The sequence below is a fragment of the Aminobacter anthyllidis genome, from assembly GCF_018555685.1.
Lineage (GTDB): Bacteria > Pseudomonadota > Alphaproteobacteria > Rhizobiales > Rhizobiaceae > Aminobacter > Aminobacter anthyllidis.
In genome coordinates, this window is record NZ_JAFLWW010000005.1 from 524,582 (window position 1) to 540,294 (window position 15,713).

Here is a 15,713-nt window from a genome sequence, read left to right on the forward strand (position 1 = left end):
TTTCACGCGGACCCGCCTTGCGGCGAGCCATCACGTGGCTAGAGCGCTTCGGCGCCCGAAATAATCTCGATCAGTTCCTTGGTGATCTGGGCCTGACGCTGGCGGTTGTACGTGATCGTCAGCTTGTTGATCATGTCGCCTGCGTTGCGCGTGGCGTTGTCCATCGCGCTCATCTTGGCACCCATCTCACCGGCCGCATTCTCAAGCAGCGCACGGAAGATCTGCACCGAGATGTTGCGCGGAATGAGATCGCCGAGGATTTCGCCCGGCTCAGGCTCGTATTCGTAGACCGCACCGCCGCTGGTGGCGGTATCAGTGCTGACCGACGGAGCCGCAGCCGGAATGACCTGCTGTGCTGTCGGAACCTGGCTGATCACCGACTTGAACTCGGAATAGAACAGCGTGCAAACGTCGAAGCCGCCCTGGTTGAACAGGGTGATCACCTTCTTGGCAATCATGTCGGCATGAACGAAACCAACCTGCTTGGCATCGCGCAGTTCGACGCGATCGATGATCAGCGAAGCGAAATCGCGACGCAGGACATCATAGCCCTTCTTGCCGACGGTGATGATCTTGACCGTCTTGCCCGAGGCCTGGAGCTTGCGGACATGGTCGCGGGCCAGACGCGAGATCTGGCTGTTGAAGCCGCCGCAAAGGCCGCGCTCAGCAGTGCAGACGACGAGCAGATGCACGTCGTCCTTGCCGGTGCCGGTCATCAGCGCCGGGGCATCGCCACCGCCGCCGACAGCCTGGGCGATGTTAGCGAGAACCGCACCCATGCGCTGCGAGTAGGGACGCGCGGCTTCCGCAGCTTCCTGGGCGCGACGCAGCTTCGCCGCGGCGACCATCTGCATCGCCTTGGTGATTTTCTGCGTCGCCTTGACCGAGGCGATACGGTTGCGGAGGTCTTTTAGCGAGGCCATGCCTTATCCGTCAGTGTCAGGCGAAGTTTTTCGCGAAAGCGTCGATGTGACCCTTGAGCTTGCCGCGGAGATCGTCGCTGAGCGCCTTCTCCGTACGGATGCCGTCGAGAACGTCTTTGCCTTCCGAGCGCATGTAAGCCAGCAGGCCCTGCTCGAACTTGCCGACCTTGTTGAGGGCCAGCTTGTCGAGGTAGCCGTTGACGCCGGCGAAGATCACCGCGACCTGCTCTTCGGTCTTGAGCGGCGAGAACTGCGGCTGCTTGAGCAGCTCGGTCAGGCGCGCACCGCGGTTGAGCAGACGCTGGGTAGCGGCATCGAGGTCAGAACCGAACTGCGCGAACGCCGCCATCTCGCGGTACTGCGCGAGCTCGCCCTTGATCGAGCCTGCAACCTGCTTCATCGCCTTGATCTGGGCCGACGAGCCGACGCGCGACACCGACAGACCGACGTTCACGGCAGGACGGATGCCCTGGAAGAACAGGTTGGTCTCGAGGAAGATCTGGCCGTCGGTGATCGAGATCACGTTGGTCGGGATGTAGGCCGACACGTCGTTGGCCTGCGTCTCGATGACCGGAAGCGCGGTCAGCGAACCCGAGCCGTTTTCGTCGTTCAGCTTGGCCGAACGCTCGAGCAGGCGCGAGTGCAGATAGAAGACGTCGCCCGGGTAAGCTTCGCGGCCCGGCGGGCGGCGCAGCAGCAGCGACATCTGGCGATAGGCGACGGCCTGCTTGGACAGATCGTCATAGCCGATCAGCGCGTGCATGCCGTTGTCGCGGAAGTATTCGCCCATGGCGCAGCCGGCGAACGGCGCCAAGAACTGCATCGGGGCCGGATCGGAAGCCGTGGCAGCGATGATGATCGAATATTCGAGCGCGCCGCGCTCTTCGAGCACCTTGACGAACTGCGCGACGGTCGAGCGCTTCTGGCCGACAGCGACGTAGACGCAGTAAAGCTTTTCCTTGTCCGGACCGGACTGGTGAATAGCCTTCTGGTTCAAGATGGTGTCGAGAATGATGGCGGTCTTGCCGGTCTGGCGGTCACCGATGACGAGCTCACGCTGGCCGCGGCCGACCGGGATCAGGGCGTCGATGGCCTTGAGGCCGGTCGACATCGGCTCATGCACCGACTTGCGGGGGATGATGCCGGGCGCCTTGACGTCGACGCGGCGGCGTTCCTTCGCCTTGATCGGACCCTTGCCGTCGATCGGATTGCCGAGCGCGTCAACGACGCGACCGAGCAGCTCCGGACCAACCGGGACGTCGACGATCGAGCCGGTACGCTTGACGGTGTCGCCTTCCTTGATGTCGCGGTCGGCACCGAAGATGACGACGCCGACGTTGTCGCTTTCAAGGTTCAGCGCCATGCCGCGGATGCCGCCCGGGAACTCGACCATTTCGCCCGCTTGGACGTTGTCGAGACCGTAGACGCGGGCGATACCGTCGCCGACCGACAGAACCTGACCGACTTCGGTAACTTCGGCTTCCTTGCCGAAATTCTTGATCTGGTCTTTCAGAATTGCGGAAATTTCCGCGGCGCGGATGTCCATCAGCCGACCTCTTTCAGTGCAAGCTTGAGCGAATTGAGTTTGGTTTTGAGCGACGTATCGATCTGGCGCGAGCCCATCTTCACGATCAGGCCGCCGAGCAGCGAAGGATCGACGGCGACCGAGATCGCCACGTCCTTGCCGGCGACGCTCTTCAGCGCCGACTTGAGTTCCGTTTCCTGCGCAGCGGTCAACGCATGCGCCGAAGTCACCTCGGCCGACGTCTCGCCACGATGCTCGGCGGCGATCTGGCGGAACGCCTTGATCATGCCGGGCAGGGCGAAGAGGCGGCGGTTGCGCGCCACGAGGCGGAGGAAATTGCCGGTCAGACCGGCGATCTTGGCCTTGTCGGCGATCGCCGAAATGGCCCTTTCCTGATCTTCGCCGGAGAACACCGGGCTCTTGATCAGGCGATCGAGATCAGCGCTGCCGTCAAGCAGCGCAGCGAAACGACCGAGGTCGGCTTCTACCTTTGCAACAGCGCCTGCTTCGAGCGCGAGATCGAACAACGATCCCGCATAGCGCTCAGCAACACCGGAGATTGGCGAGGAAGATTGGGTCACGGACCGTCTTTTCTCTTGTCTGACAGGCCGCAAGATTGTTGGCGCGAGTGTGAGACTCTAGCTAAATCTTTGACCTTACTGCGTTTTTTGACCCCGGAGTTCGCGACAGCCGCATTCCCCCGGCCGAAAGTCGATTGCCGTCTAGCACAGGCTTTTGAGGACCGCAACACGTCCTCTAACAGCCGTTTGAGGCACTATTGTCGCATCTCGCGCGCCGGAGCGGCGGCTTGACGGCGATTCACGGCCAGAAGCCGAAAACAAACCCCAGGGGTAGGGCCGCCAGACCCAGTTCGATAACGATCGCCACCCAGTTGTATGGGGTGTTGGCACCGTCCGACATCATCGCGACGACGCGGCCAAAGGCCGTGAACAGCCAGGACACGCCGAGCGCCATGTAAAGCCATGGCTGGGCGAGCAGAATCGCGCACAGTCCGACACCGAGGAAGAAGCCCGCCATGGTCGCGCGTCCCTGGGCGATGGCTTCCGGATTGTCGGGCCGTGCCTGCAACCTGAGCAGGCGGAAGGCGATCCTCGGGGCGAAGAACAAGATGACGCCGAACAGCAGCGTGACCGCCGCCGAACTCCACGCCAGCCACTCGCCCTGGCTTGTCGGCCACGGAAATGTAAATTCCATATTCCCCCTCCGGCTAGGCCGTGAATCCGTGGCGATCATAGCGGACGGCGTGCCGAGCGCCAGTACGCAACTGGCGGGGGCGGCTGGAACAAGTAAGATGTGGCTACTGAGCCAGTGGAGAGGACCATGGCCATACCGGAGCGCATAGTCTGGGCAATCGACCACCTCGCCATTCGACCCGGCGAACGGCTGCTGGAAATCGGTTGCGGACGAGGCGTCGCCATGGCCGAGATTACGCCGCTTCTGATCGACGGTCACATCACCGGGCTGGATCGTTCGGACAGCGCGATCAGCTCCGCCGAGGCGAGAAACCGCGCGGCAATCACCGCCGGCAAGGCTGCCCTTGTGCAAGGGGCTTTCGCCGACTGGAAGGGAGCGGGCCGGCTCTTCGACAAGATCTTCGCCATCAACGTCAACCTGTTCTGGCTGGAGGCGGCGCGCGAACTCAAGCTGATCCGCTCGCTGCTTGCGCCCGAGGGTCGGCTGTTCCTGTTCTTCGAGCCGCCAAGTGCCAGCCAGATCCCAACCATCGAGCGCGCTATCGTGGTGCGGCTGGCTGCGGCCAGTTACACGCTGGAAAAGTCGATGCACGGTCCAGACGCAAAACCGCCGCTGCTCGGCATGGTCGCCAAACCGACCTAGTCGGTTACAGGAAGCTCTGCGGGTCGATGTCGACCTGCACGCGCACCGAGCCGCGAACCTTGGGCCCGGCGGCAAGCAGCGCACGGATGTAGCCCTGGATATCGGCCTTCCTGTCGGCCTGCACCAGCAACCGGAAGCGATGGCGCCCGCCGATCAGTGCCAACGGCGCCTCCGCCGGGCCAAGCACATGGACATCCTGCGCCACCTGGGCCGCGCGGCGCAGCCCGCGTGCATGGCTCTCGGCCTCTGGCCTTGTCGCCGCGCTGACGATGATGCCGGCGAGCCTGCCGAAGGGCGGCAACGCTGCCTTCTCCCGCTCGGAAATCTCTCGGTCGTAAAAGGCCTCCGAATCGCCTGAGACAATCGCCCGCATGACCGGATGGTCGGGCTGGAATGTCTGCAGCAGGCCAAGGCTCTTCTTGCCGGTGCGCCCTGCCCGCCCCGTTACTTGCGACAAAAGCTGATAGGTGCGCTCGGCCGCACGCGGATCGCCATTGGCCAGGCCGAGATCGGCGTCGACAACGCCGACAAGCGTCATGTTCGGAAAGTTGTGGCCCTTGGCGACAAGCTGGGTTCCGATGATGATGTCGGCCTCGCCATTGGCGATCGCCTCCAGCTCCAGTCTCAGCCGCTTGACCCCACCGAGCATGTCCGATGACAGCACGATGGTCCGGGCATCGGGGAAGTGCGAGACCACTTCCTCGGCAATGCGTTCGACGCCGGGGCCGCAGGCGACGAGATGATCGAAGGTGCCGCATTCCGGGCAGGCCTCGGGGCGTCTCTCGTTGTGACCGCAATGGTGGCAAACGAGTTGGCCGCGAAAGCGATGCTCGACCAGCCAGGCAGAGCAGACAGGGCAGCCGAAGCGATGGCCGCAGACCCGGCACAGCGTCAGCGGTGCATAGCCGCGCCGGTTGAGGAACAGCAGCGACTGCTCTTGCCGACCAAGCGTTTCGCGCATCTTGCCAAGCAGCACCGGCGACAGGAAGCCGCCACGTGCCGGCGGCGAGCGGCGCATGTCGATGGTGGCGAGTTGCGGCAGCGCGGCTTCGGCAAAACGCGCCGACAGCACGGCTCGGGCATATTTGCCTTGCTCCGCGTTGACCCGGCTTTCCACCGAAGGCGTGGCGGAGGCCAGTACCACCGGGAAACCGCCGATATGGGCGCGCACCACGGCCATGTCGCGGGCGTTGTAGAAGACGCGGTCCTCCTGCTTGTAGGCAGGGTCGTGCTCCTCGTCGACGACGATCAGGCCAAGATTGTTGAAAGGCAAAAACAGCGCCGAGCGCGCGCCGGCGACCACCCGCACGCCGCCTTCCGCCACCTGGCGCCAGACGCGCTCGCGCATCCTCGGCGGCAGGTCCGAGTGCCACTCGGCAGGCTTCGCGCCGAATCGGTTCTGGAAGCGCTCGAGGAACGCCTGCGTCAGGGCGATTTCAGGCAGCAGGATCAGCACCTGCTTGCCCTTGTCGAGTGCCGCCGCAATCGCCTCGAAATAGACCTCGGTCTTGCCTGAGCCCGTGACGCCGTCGATGAGGGTGACGGCGAATCGGTCGGCTTCGACCTGGTCGCGCAGGCCTGCGGCCACCGCTCCCTGGTCACCCGTCAGCTCGGCTGCGGCATAGGATGTGTCGGGGGCGGCCACCACCGGGCGCGGCGGTATCATCACGGTCTCGAACACGCCTTGTGCCCTCAGCCCGTCAACGACGGTCGAGGACACGCCGGCGGCATGCGCCAGCCCCGAGCGCGTCCAGGCCATGCCGTCATTGGCCATTTCGAGCACACGTGTCCGCGCCGCCGTCATCCGGTCTGGTTCGCCGTCACTGCGCTTGATGCCTTCGGTCCACGGCTCCGGGTCGAAGGCTTCGGGCGCGCGCAGGATCATCCGCGCCACCATGCCGGGCGGCGACAGCGTGTATTGCGCGATCCAGTCGACGAGGCGCCGCATCTGCTCGGTGATGGGCGGGCAATCAAAGACATGGGCGATGGGACGGAGCTTCTTGGGATCCACCGCTTCGACCGGCCCGTCCCAGACGATGCCGGCCACTTCGCGCGGCCCCAGCGGCACGCGCACGATCGACCCGGGCACCACCTGCATGCCGTCGGGCACGGCATAGGAATAGGCGCGCTCGGCCGGCATCGGCACCAGCACGGCGGCAGCCCTTGTTCTTGGCGAATCGGCGGTCATGACGCGTGACCTTGCCCCGAACTTGGTTTAGAGCAAAGGCCGAGACATGCGGTGCCCCAGGGGCACCCTTCCATTGCCAAGGAGACCACCATGAAGTTTTTCGTCGACACCGCCGACGTGAAGGACATCCGTGAGCTGAACGAGCTCGGCCTTCTCGACGGCGTCACCACCAACCCCTCGCTGATCCTCAAGTCGGGCCGCAACATCGCCGAAGTGACCAAGGAAATCTGCGACATCGTCGAAGGCCCGGTTTCGGCGGAAGTTGCCGCCACCGAATATGCCGAGATGATGAAGGAAGCGGCGGTGCTGTCGAAGATCGCCGACAACATCTGCATCAAGGTGCCGCTGACGCTCGACGGCCTCAAGGCGTGCCGCGCGCTGACCTCGGAAGGCCGCATGGTCAATGTCACCTTGTGCTTCTCCGCCAACCAGGCGCTGCTCGCCGCCAAGGCCGGCGCGACCTTCATCTCGCCGTTCATCGGCCGCCTCGACGACATGGGTGTCGATGGCATGGAACTGATCGCCGAGATCCGCCACATCTACGACAACTACGGCTTCGACACCGAGATCCTCGCCGCCTCGATCCGTTCGACCGAGCACGTCAAGCGCGCCGCGATGATCGGCGCTGACGTCGCCACCATCCCGCCGGCAACGCTCAAGGCGCTGGTCAAGCACCCGCTGACCGACAAGGGCCTCGAGATGTTCCTGTCCGACTGGGCCAAGACCGGCCAGAAGATCGGCTGAATTCTTCCCACCGAACAACAAAGCCGGCGCACCATCTGCGCCGGCTTTGTTGTGCCTGCCAACCAGGCATCATGCCAGCGGCGGCAAGCGTCGCTTCACCGGCTGCGCCTTGACGATCGAACTGTTGGTCTCGGCCTTGTCGGTGATCTGGTCGAGGATCTTGTCGAGCTCGTCGATCGAACGGATGTGCAGCCTGGCGATGAAGCAGTCGTCGCCGGTCACCTTGTCGCATTCCGAAAACTGCGCGATGTCCTCGATCAGCTTCTGCACCTGATGCAGCTTTCCCGGCAGCGGCCGGATGCGCACGATCGCCTGCAAGGTGTAGCCGAGCGCAACCGGGTCGATGTCCACCGTGAAGGCGCGGATGACGCCGCGCTCCTCCAGCCGCCTGAGACGTTCGGAGGTGCTTGGCGACGACAGGTTTACCCGCTGCGCCAGTTCCTTCAGCGAAATCCGGGCGTCATCAACCAGAATTTCGACGATGCGCCTGTCGAGATCGTCCAGCATGCAAGCCTCTTAGGTATTTTTGCCAGATTACCTTACAAGATTAGTCTCAACCTCACAATCACCTTCCATAATCCATATATTCCGACCAACCACAGGCCTACAAATGCAGTCCTGAAACCAGGGGTGCGTGGCAATGTCGGACAAGATGCGCGGCACGGTCGAAATGACCGCTGCAATGGTGATTTCGGGAACGATCGGGCTGTTTGTCGTCCTGTCCGGCCAGCCGGTCATGTCAGTGGTATTCTGGCGCTGCGCTTTCGGTGCGATCACGCTTTTGATCGTTTGCGCGGCGCTTGGCCTGTTTCGGCCAGCGCTGATCACGCGCCACCAGATCGTGTGGGCGGCCGCGGGCGGCGTCGCCATCGTCTCGAACTGGATCCTGCTGTTCGCCGCCTTCCCGCGCGCCTCGATCTCGATCGCCACCGCCGTCTACAACACCCAGCCCTTCATGCTGGTGGCGCTTGGAGCGTTGTTGTTCGGCGAGCGCCTGACACTGACCAAGCTGACATGGCTCGCCTTCGCCTTCGGCGGCATGCTGCTGATCGTCCAGTCCAAGCCGGGCGCAGGTGCTGTCGGCACCGACTATCTCTCGGGCATCCTGCTGGCGCTGGGAGCGGCCTTCTTCTACGCCATCGCCGCGATCATCACCAAGAAGCTCAAGGGCGTGCCGCCGCACCTGATCGCGCTGATCCAGGTTACTGTCGGCATCGCGATGCTCGCGCCCTTCGCCGACTTCCCAGAGTTGCCAACCGATGCGAAGACCTGGGCGTTGCTTGTCGCAGTCGGCGTCATCCACACCGGCGTGATGTACATCCTGCTCTACGGCGCGATCCAGAAGCTGCCGACGAATCTCGTCGGCTCATTGTCGTTCATCTATCCTGTTGTCGCGATCCTGGCCGACTTCCTTGCCTTCGGTCATCGCCTCCAGCCGCTGCAGTTGCTCGGCGCCGCCGCTATCCTGGTTGCCGCCGCCGGCATGACGCTGGGCTGGACTCTGGTGAAGCCGCGCGTCGCGCGTGCCTGAACAGGCTTCAGTCGTCGTCCGGCATCAAGCCGGTCGACCGCATGCCTTCGATCATCGTCGCACCCTCGACGCGTATGACCGTCAGCGCTCGCGCGCCGGTGCGGTCGTGCACGAGATCAGCAAGTTCGCGTGAATGCGTCACCACCCATACCTGGGTGCGCTCGGCGGCGCGCGCGATCATGTCGGCCAGCGACGGCAGCATGCGCACATGCAGGCTCGCTTCCGGCTCGTTGAGCGCGATCAGTCGTGGCAGGCGGTAGGACATCAGCGCGCCCGCCAGCGCAAGGAACCGGATCTGCCCGTCGGACAGCTCCTGCGGGCGAAACACCCGCTGCGGGAACTCGGGCAGCACAAGTCCGAACGTCGCGGTTTCACCCGGCACCGGAACATCGAGTTGTGCTCCGCCAAGCGCGTCGCCGATACAGCGGTCGAGATCGACAGTGTCCTCGCGGATATGCCTCAGCGTCGCAAAGACGGCCGCCAGGTTGGCACCGTCCTCGTCGAGCATCGGTGCCGTCGTCGCGAGGGCCGGGCGGCGCACCAGCGAGTCGGCATCGGTGCGAAAGCCGTGATAAAAACGCCAGCCGGCAACGGCGGCACGCAGGTCGCCGACCTCGGGATAACGCCCGGAGCCGCCAAGCAACGCGAGTGCCGTTTCGGAATTCAGGACGCGTTCCGGATGCTCGACCCGGCGTCCATCGCCGTCGCGGGCAAACACGACAGGGCCCTTGCGGGTCATCATCTCGACCGGACGTCGCCCGGCTTCGACGGTCAGCGTCTCTTCCTTGACGTGCGGCTCGAAAGCAAAGCCGGCTGAAACCGGCGGCGGCAGGCCGATCTCGACCTTGTAAGCGTATCCGGCTGCTGTTTCGTCGTCGACGAAATGCGCATCGATGATAACGCGGACAGGCTGGCCGGTGCGTCTCTTGCCCGACCACAGCGCCGAGCCCATGCCGCCCTCGCCCGCTATCTCGCGAGCCAGCGTTCCCTCAGCGGATGCCTTGATCAGCTGCAGCGCCCGATAGAGATTGGACTTGCCAACCCCGTTCTCGCCGACAAAGACGCTGACTTGGCCGAGATCCAATCGGATCGATCTCAGCGAACGATAGCCTGCGGCTGAAAAGGACGTCAGCCGCATCGACCGATCCTCCCGGAACTAGGACTCAGCCCTTCGACATATCCTGGGCGATGGCCAGCCTGAGCAGCTCGGCAAGCTCGCGCGCCGCGCGGTTTTCGGCATCGCGTTGCGCCCGCAGAGTGGCGAATTCCTGGCGCGGACGATCGAACGACGCCGAGACGTTGCGCTTGCCCGAGGCGATACGCTTGCCGGTCTTGATGTCGGTGATGACATAGATGCCGGTCAGGGTCATCGTTCCGGTGGTGGGCTCGTCGTCCTTGTTGGTCACCGCAGCGAGCAGCGCCGATTCGTTCAGCGCCGTAACCGCCAAATCCATCGTGTAGGGTGCTGCCGCCTGCTGGCCGGCGCCGCCGTTGAACATGAAGATCAGGTGGTTGCGGACTTCCTGGCCGTAGCGGGTGCTGACCGGCTTGATGTTGATCGAGGCCAGTTGCGTCGCCGTGCCGGCCTCGACGCCTGCCGACACCGGCCCGTCCGAATAGAGCGGACGAACCGAGCAGGCAGATGCCAGTGCAAGTGAGGCAAGAAGCGCCAGACGCGCAACAACACGCAACGGGCCAGCAGAATTCCGCGCATCAGGCAACGACATTGACGATCCTCTGCGGCACAACAATCACCTTGCGCGGCGACTTCCCATCCAGCGCCTTTTGCACTGCTTCCAGTGCCAGCGCCGCTTTTTCGACGGTCAATTGATCTGCGTCGCGGGCGATTGTCAAATCAGCTCTTTTCTTGCCGTTGATCTGCACCGGATAGGTGATTTCGTTGTCGACGATGAGCGCCGGATCGAACTTCGGCCACGCCCGATCGGCAACCATGCCCTCGCCGCTCAACGCAGCCCAGCACTCCTCGGCCAGATGCGGCATCATCGGCGCGATCATAACGATCAGGATGTCGACCGCCTCGCGCAGTGCCGAAACCATCTCTGCCGATGCCTTGCCGGCGGCAGCGTCGGCGAGCGGACCCTGCAGCGTGTTGGTCAGTTCGTAGATGCGCGCGACCGCCTTGTTGAAGGCGAGCTTGCCGATGTCCTCGCCGACCGATTTCAGCGCCTTGTGCGCTGCCTTGGAGACTGCCGCAGCATCGCCCTCGCCGGCTGCCCTGGCTTCCGCCTTGGCCAGCACGTCGGCCGATTCGGACACCAGGCGCCAGACGCGCTGGACGAAACGATGCGCGCCCTCGACACCGGCCTCGGTCCACACGACGTCGCGCTCGGGCGGCGAATCGCTGAGCACGAACCAGCGCGCCGTGTCGGCGCCGTAGCTGGCAATGATGTCGTCGGGATCGACAACGTTCTTCTTCGACTTCGACATCTTCTCGATCGAACCGATCTCCACAGGCTCGCCGGTCGAGAACAGCGTCGCCCGCCGCTTGCCGTCGATCTCCTCGATCTTGACGTCGCTCGGCGAAACCCATTCGCCATTCGGGCCGCTGCCGAGGCGATAGGTCTCGTGCACGACCATGCCTTGGGTGAACAGGCCCTTGAATGGCTCGGACAGGTCGAGATGGCCGGCCTTGCTCATCGCGCGGGTGAAGAAGCGCGAGTAGAGCAGGTGCAGGATCGCATGCTCGATGCCGCCGATATACTGGTCGACCGGCAGCCACTCATTGGCGGCTTTCGGATCGGTCGGCTCGTTCTCCCAAGGTGCGGTGAAGCGCGCGAAATACCACGACGAATCGACGAAGGTGTCCATCGTGTCGGTCTCGCGGCGTGCCGCCTTGCCGCATTGCGGGCAGTTGACGTGGCGCCAGGTCGGATGGCGGTCGAGCGGGTTGCCCGGACGGTCGAACTCGACGTCGTCGGGCAGCCTGACCGGCAGGTCGGCCTTCGGCACCGGCACGACGCCGCAATCCTCGCAGTGGATCATCGGGATCGGGCAGCCCCAGTAGCGCTGGCGCGAAATGCCCCAGTCGCGCAGGCGGAACTGCACCTTGCGCTCGCCCATCGGGCGATTGCCTATCGAGATCTGCTCGAGACGGTTGGCAACGTCGTTGAACGCCTCATCCGGCTTCATGCCGTCGAGGAAGCGCGAATTGATCATCACGCCGTCGTCGGTATAGGCCTCTTCGGTGATCTGAAAAGTCGTGGCATCGCCACCTTCCGGCATCACCACCGGCACCACCGGCAGGCCATACTTGTTGGCAAAGTCGAGGTCGCGCTGGTCGCCCGACGGGCAGCCGAAGATGGCGCCCGTGCCGTAGTCCATCAGCACGAAATTGGCGACATAGACCGGCAGCGTCCAGCTCGGGTCGAACGGATGCACGACCCGGATACCGGTGTCCATGCCCTTCTTCTCGGCCGTCTCAAGTGCTGCGACAGACGTGCCCATGCGGCGCACGTCCTCCATGAAGGCGGCGAGCTCGGGCTTGTCTTCGGCGGCCTTCTTGGCCAGCGGATGATCAGCCGAGATCGCCATGAACGAGGCGCCGAAGATCGTATCGGGCCGAGTCGTGTAGACCTCGAGCTCGCTCTCGCCTGCAGGCGCGGTACCGGCGGCCAGTGGCCAGCGGATCAGCAGGCCCTCGGACCGGCCGATCCAGTTGCGCTGCATCAGCTTGACCTTCTCGGGCCACTCGTCGAGGCCATCGAGCGCGTCCGACAGGTCCTGCGCGAAATCGGTGATCTTGAAGAACCACTGCGTCAGTTCGCGCTGTTCAACCAGCGCGCCGGAACGCCAGCCACGCCCGTCGATGACCTGCTCGTTGGCGAGCACGGTCATGTCCTCCGGGTCCCAGTTGACCTTGGAAGACTTGCGCGTGACCAGGCCCTTCTCGACGAAGTCGATGAACAGCATCTGCTGGCGGTGGTAATAGTCGACGTCGCAGGTGGCGAACTCGCGGCTCCAGTCCAGCGACAGGCCCATCGACTTCAGCTGCGTGCGCATCGTGGCGATGTTCTGGTAGGTCCAGTCCTTGGGATGGACCTTGTTCTTCATCGCGGCATTTTCAGCCGGCATGCCAAAGGCATCCCAGCCCATCGGATGGAGCACATTGTAGCCCATGGCGCGGCGGAAGCGCGCGACGACGTCGCCCATCGCGTAGTTGCGGACGTGACCGACATGGATGCGCCCCGACGGATATGGGAACATCTCCAGCACGTAGTATTTCGGGCGGGGATCGTCGTTCTCGGTCTCGAAGAGCTTTGCCTCGCCCCAGGCCTTCTGCCATTTGGGTTCGGACGCGCGCGGATTGTATCGTTCGGTTGCCATCGGATGTTTTTCACTTAAAAGCGTGCATGGACCGGGGCGAAAACCCGCGGTTCAGGAAATCGTTGCCGGGTGTTCATCATGGATTCCCGGACCCGTCAACTCCGGCAGGCCGGAGGCGGGCAAAAAGCAGCAGGGCCAGCGGCATGGAAAAGTCGGTCGAACAGCTCACTCTGGTGAAGCATAAGATAGGTGCGGCCGAGCGCGAGGCCAACAGGCCAGAGGGCTCGACAGGGCTGGTGGCGGTCTCCAAGACCTTCGATGCCGAGCACATCCGCCCCGTCATCGAGGTTGGCCAGCGCGTCTTCGGCGAAAACCGCGTCCAGGAAGCGCAAGGCAAGTGGCCAGCGCTAAAGGCTGAATTCCCCGACATCGAGCTGCACCTGATCGGCCCGCTGCAATCCAACAAGGCCAAGGAAGCCGTCGCGCTGTTCGACGTCATCGAGACTGTCGACCGCGAGAAGATCGCCGCAGAGCTCGCCAGGGAAATCGAGCGCCAGGGCCGCGCACCGAAACTCTACGTCCAGGTCAACACAGGCTCCGAGCCACAGAAGGCCGGCATCGAACCGCGCGAAGCCGTCGCCTTCGCCAAGCGCTGCCGCGAGGTCCATGGCCTAGCCATCGAAGGCCTGATGTGCATCCCGCCAGCCGACGAAAACCCCGGTCCGCATTTTGCCCTGCTCGAAAAACTGGCGCGCGAAGCCGGCGTCGAGAAGCTGTCGATGGGCATGTCGGGCGACTACGAACTTGCGATTGCATTCGGCGCCACCAGCGTGCGGGTCGGCTCGGCGATCTTCGGCACCCGCTGAGATGCCAGCAGCCACGAACACAAAAGGCCGGGATTTGGATCCCGGCCTTTTGCTTTGCGTATGTCGGAATTACTCCGCGGCGACGATCTTGCCGCCTTCCCACTTGAACAGCGAGAAGCTCGGCGAGGTCAGGTCACCGGTTTCGCCATAGGTCAGGTTGCCGATGGCGGTGGCGATCGGCTCGCCCGACTTCAGCGCGGCGGTAACCGCTGCGGTGTCGTCGGCCTTGCCAGCCTTCTCGATGCCGGCCTTGAGCACCTCGACCGCGGCATAGGCGTTGAGCGTGAAGGCTTCCGGCGGGATGCCCTTGTCCTTCAGCACCTTGACCGCATCGGCCGAGGCTGGGTTCTTCAGTGCGTCGGTTGCGTTGGTGAACAGCGTGCCGGCAGCAGCTTCGTTGCCGATCGCCCAGAACTCGGTGTTCGACAGGCCCTCGCCGCCGATGATCACGGCGTTGACGCCGCCGTCCTTCAGCTGGCGCGCCAGAAGACCGCCCTCGGGGTGGTAGCCGCCGAAATAGATGACGTCGACATTGTCAGACTTCAGCCGGGTAATCAGCGCCGACAGATCCTTCTCGCCCGGGTTGAGGGAGTTCTGCTGGACTTCGGTCAGGCCGCCGGCATTGATCGCCTTCTTGAAGGCTTCGGCCAGGCCCTTGCCGTAGGTGCCCTTGTCGTCGATCACGGCGACGCGCTTGTCCTTCATGTTCTTGAGCACATAGGCAGCGGCGACTTCCGCCTGCTGGTCGTCACGACCGCAGGTGCGCAGCACATTGGTCAGGCCGCGCGCGGTCAGATCAGGCGCGGTTGCCGTCGGCGTCACCATCAGGATGCCGTTTTCGGCAAAGATGTCCGAAGCAGGAATCGCAACACCCGAAGTCACCGGGCCGACGACATACTTCACGCCTTCGCCAACGAGCAGGTTGGCAGCCGAAACGCCCTGCTTGGGATCGCCGGCATCGTCGGCAAGCTTCAGCACGATCTTTTCGCCAAGGATGCCGCCCTTTTCGTTGATAGCATCGACGGCAGCCTGGGCGCCGTTCTTGACCTGATCGCCATAAGCGGCGACCGGGCCGGTCAGCGGGGCGACGAGGCCGATGGTGATATCGGCGCGCGCGGCGGAGCCGAAGGCCATCAGCGCTGCGAGCGAGACGCCCGCAAGGATCTTCATGTTCATCATAGTTCTCCCTTTTACCCGCCGGCCTCAAGGGTGCAGCGGAAGCTCTGGTGGCCGGAATACCCGCCCGGCGCGCGGGCCGCAATCGGCCCAGCGTCTCGAAAGCCGCAATTGATTTGTGCCAGCGCAGCGCGTCGGGAGGCCGCGTTGCAGGGAAGTTCACATCCGATCAGGGAGTTAGCCCCGTCGGAATGGACAGGCTCAGTGCAGCACGAATTCGCCGTCGACCTTGCGCCATTCGTTGGGCGCAATCAGCTTGCGGTGGGTGTAGTGCACCGAATGCAAGGGGCCATCGAGCTTGGCGCGCCAGAACTCGATGAAGCCGAACAGGATCGGGAATTTCGGCGCCAGATCGTAGTCCTGCCAGATGAAGGTCTGCAGCACATGCGGATGATCAGGCAAATGGTAGAGGATCTCGGCCGTGGTCAGACCGTAGCCCTTGAGCATCAGTTCAAGTTCAGAAGCGTCGCGCATCGCAATCCTTCCGTGTCGAACAGTTCCTCCACGGCATGAGTCTGCGCCGCGATGGTTAACCGTCTACTAAAATGAACGTGAGCAGCCTGAGATAAGTTCCAAGAAATCAGCACTTTAGCAGCCGTCAGTGGGGACTGCTGATCGC

Annotated in this window: 15 protein-coding genes; 4 read left to right on the forward strand and 11 right to left on the reverse strand. The window is 63.7% G+C overall.

The window, feature by feature from the left end:
• Positions 1–38: 38 nt before the first annotated feature.
• From J1C56_RS19680 to J1C56_RS19695, 4 genes are all read right to left on the reverse strand, one after another.
• Positions 39–923 (reverse strand): F0F1 ATP synthase subunit gamma, encoded by an 885-nt coding sequence (locus tag J1C56_RS19680; protein WP_214391729.1) that lies wholly within the window; start codon positions 921–923, stop codon positions 39–41.
• Between the two features lie 16 nt (positions 924–939).
• Positions 940–2,469 carry a F0F1 ATP synthase subunit alpha gene (gene atpA, locus J1C56_RS19685; RefSeq protein ID WP_108606391.1) on the reverse strand — a complete coding sequence of 510 codons (1,530 nt, stop codon included), beginning with the start codon at positions 2,467–2,469 and terminating at the stop codon, positions 940–942.
• Positions 2,469–3,029, reverse strand: coding sequence for a F0F1 ATP synthase subunit delta (locus J1C56_RS19690; RefSeq protein ID WP_214391730.1), 561 nt, complete (start codon positions 3,027–3,029; stop codon positions 2,469–2,471). The genes atpA and J1C56_RS19690 overlap by 1 nt, the downstream gene beginning before the upstream one ends.
• A 238-nt stretch (positions 3,030–3,267) precedes the next feature.
• Complete coding sequence (locus J1C56_RS19695; RefSeq protein ID WP_214391731.1) at positions 3,268–3,663, reverse strand: AGROH133_08824 family phage infection protein; 396 nt, start codon at positions 3,661–3,663, stop codon at positions 3,268–3,270.
• A 126-nt stretch (positions 3,664–3,789) separates the two neighbouring features.
• Here J1C56_RS19695 and J1C56_RS19700 point away from each other — a divergent pair, with 126 nt between their 5' ends.
• Positions 3,790–4,305, forward strand: coding sequence for an SAM-dependent methyltransferase (locus tag J1C56_RS19700; RefSeq protein WP_214391732.1), 516 nt, complete (start codon positions 3,790–3,792; stop codon positions 4,303–4,305).
• Between the two features lie 4 nt (positions 4,306–4,309).
• Here J1C56_RS19700 and J1C56_RS19705 read toward each other — a convergent pair whose 3' ends face one another.
• Positions 4,310–6,493 (reverse strand): primosomal protein N', encoded by a 2,184-nt coding sequence (locus tag J1C56_RS19705; protein ID WP_214391733.1) that lies wholly within the window; start codon positions 6,491–6,493, stop codon positions 4,310–4,312.
• 90 nt (positions 6,494–6,583) lie between these two features.
• Between J1C56_RS19705 and fsa the strand changes: the two genes are divergently transcribed.
• The gene (gene fsa / locus J1C56_RS19710; protein WP_184768050.1) at positions 6,584–7,237 is read left to right on the forward strand and encodes a fructose-6-phosphate aldolase; all 654 of its coding nucleotides are present in this window, start codon (positions 6,584–6,586) and stop codon (positions 7,235–7,237) included.
• Positions 7,238–7,306: 69 nt separating this feature from the next.
• Here fsa and J1C56_RS19715 read toward each other — a convergent pair whose 3' ends face one another.
• Entirely contained in the window at positions 7,307–7,744 is a 438-nt protein-coding gene (locus J1C56_RS19715) for an Lrp/AsnC family transcriptional regulator (RefSeq protein WP_214391734.1), read from the reverse strand.
• 133 nt (positions 7,745–7,877) lie between these two features.
• Between J1C56_RS19715 and J1C56_RS19720 the strand changes: the two genes are divergently transcribed.
• Positions 7,878–8,768 (forward strand): DMT family transporter, encoded by an 891-nt coding sequence (locus J1C56_RS19720; RefSeq protein ID WP_214391735.1) that lies wholly within the window; start codon positions 7,878–7,880, stop codon positions 8,766–8,768.
• A gap of 7 nt (positions 8,769–8,775) precedes the next feature.
• Here the strand turns inward: J1C56_RS19720 and J1C56_RS19725 are convergent, their stop codons facing one another.
• The 3 genes from J1C56_RS19725 to leuS are packed head-to-tail and all read right to left on the reverse strand — an operon-like array spanning position 8,776 to position 13,112.
• Positions 8,776–9,906 (reverse strand): AAA family ATPase, encoded by a 1,131-nt coding sequence (locus J1C56_RS19725; protein ID WP_214391736.1) that lies wholly within the window; start codon positions 9,904–9,906, stop codon positions 8,776–8,778.
• A 25-nt stretch (positions 9,907–9,931) separates the two neighbouring features.
• On the reverse strand, positions 9,932–10,495 hold the full coding sequence (lptE, locus tag J1C56_RS19730; RefSeq protein WP_214391737.1) for an LPS assembly lipoprotein LptE: 564 nt from the start codon (positions 10,493–10,495) through the stop codon (positions 9,932–9,934).
• Positions 10,482–13,112 (reverse strand): leucine--tRNA ligase, encoded by a 2,631-nt coding sequence (leuS, locus tag J1C56_RS19735; RefSeq protein WP_214391738.1) that lies wholly within the window; start codon positions 13,110–13,112, stop codon positions 10,482–10,484. The genes lptE and leuS overlap by 14 nt, the downstream gene beginning before the upstream one ends.
• A gap of 143 nt (positions 13,113–13,255) precedes the next feature.
• Between leuS and J1C56_RS19740 the strand changes: the two genes are divergently transcribed.
• Positions 13,256–13,918: a YggS family pyridoxal phosphate-dependent enzyme gene (locus tag J1C56_RS19740; protein ID WP_214391739.1), complete on the forward strand. Its 663-nt coding sequence runs from the start codon at positions 13,256–13,258 to the stop codon at positions 13,916–13,918.
• Positions 13,919–13,987: 69 nt separating this feature from the next.
• On the opposite strand, the gene J1C56_RS19745 is transcribed toward J1C56_RS19740, so the two are convergent.
• Both J1C56_RS19745 and J1C56_RS19750 read right to left on the reverse strand, forming a co-directional pair.
• Positions 13,988–15,094: a branched-chain amino acid ABC transporter substrate-binding protein gene (locus J1C56_RS19745; protein ID WP_214391740.1), complete on the reverse strand. Its 1,107-nt coding sequence runs from the start codon at positions 15,092–15,094 to the stop codon at positions 13,988–13,990.
• Between the two features lie 201 nt (positions 15,095–15,295).
• On the reverse strand, positions 15,296–15,568 hold the full coding sequence (locus tag J1C56_RS19750) for an usg protein (RefSeq protein ID WP_109574304.1): 273 nt from the start codon (positions 15,566–15,568) through the stop codon (positions 15,296–15,298).
• Positions 15,569–15,713: the final 145 nt, after the last annotated feature.

What these genes read in the sequence shown, in the direction of transcription:
- J1C56_RS19680 (WP_214391729.1), bottom strand. Translation starts at nt 923, where the DNA reads ATGGCCTCGCTAAAAGACCTCCGCAACCGTATCGCCTCGGTCAAGGCG.
- atpA (WP_108606391.1), bottom strand. Translation starts at nt 2,469, where the DNA reads ATGGACATCCGCGCCGCGGAAATTTCCGCAATTCTGAAAGACCAGATC.
- J1C56_RS19695 (WP_214391731.1), bottom strand. Translation starts at nt 3,663, where the DNA reads ATGGAATTTACATTTCCGTGGCCGACAAGCCAGGGCGAGTGGCTGGCG.
- J1C56_RS19700 (WP_214391732.1), top strand. Translation starts at nt 3,790, where the DNA reads ATGGCCATACCGGAGCGCATAGTCTGGGCAATCGACCACCTCGCCATT.
- J1C56_RS19705 (WP_214391733.1), bottom strand. Translation starts at nt 6,493, where the DNA reads ATGACCGCCGATTCGCCAAGAACAAGGGCTGCCGCCGTGCTGGTGCCG.
- fsa (WP_184768050.1), top strand. Translation starts at nt 6,584, where the DNA reads ATGAAGTTTTTCGTCGACACCGCCGACGTGAAGGACATCCGTGAGCTG.
- J1C56_RS19715 (WP_214391734.1), bottom strand. Translation starts at nt 7,744, where the DNA reads ATGCTGGACGATCTCGACAGGCGCATCGTCGAAATTCTGGTTGATGAC.
- J1C56_RS19720 (WP_214391735.1), top strand. Translation starts at nt 7,878, where the DNA reads ATGTCGGACAAGATGCGCGGCACGGTCGAAATGACCGCTGCAATGGTG.
- J1C56_RS19725 (WP_214391736.1), bottom strand. Translation starts at nt 9,906, where the DNA reads ATGCGGCTGACGTCCTTTTCAGCCGCAGGCTATCGTTCGCTGAGATCG.
- lptE (WP_214391737.1), bottom strand. Translation starts at nt 10,495, where the DNA reads ATGTCGTTGCCTGATGCGCGGAATTCTGCTGGCCCGTTGCGTGTTGTT.
- leuS (WP_214391738.1), bottom strand. Translation starts at nt 13,112, where the DNA reads ATGGCAACCGAACGATACAATCCGCGCGCGTCCGAACCCAAATGGCAG.
- J1C56_RS19740 (WP_214391739.1), top strand. Translation starts at nt 13,256, where the DNA reads ATGGAAAAGTCGGTCGAACAGCTCACTCTGGTGAAGCATAAGATAGGT.
- J1C56_RS19745 (WP_214391740.1), bottom strand. Translation starts at nt 15,094, where the DNA reads ATGAACATGAAGATCCTTGCGGGCGTCTCGCTCGCAGCGCTGATGGCC.
- J1C56_RS19750 (WP_109574304.1), bottom strand. Translation starts at nt 15,568, where the DNA reads ATGCGCGACGCTTCTGAACTTGAACTGATGCTCAAGGGCTACGGTCTG.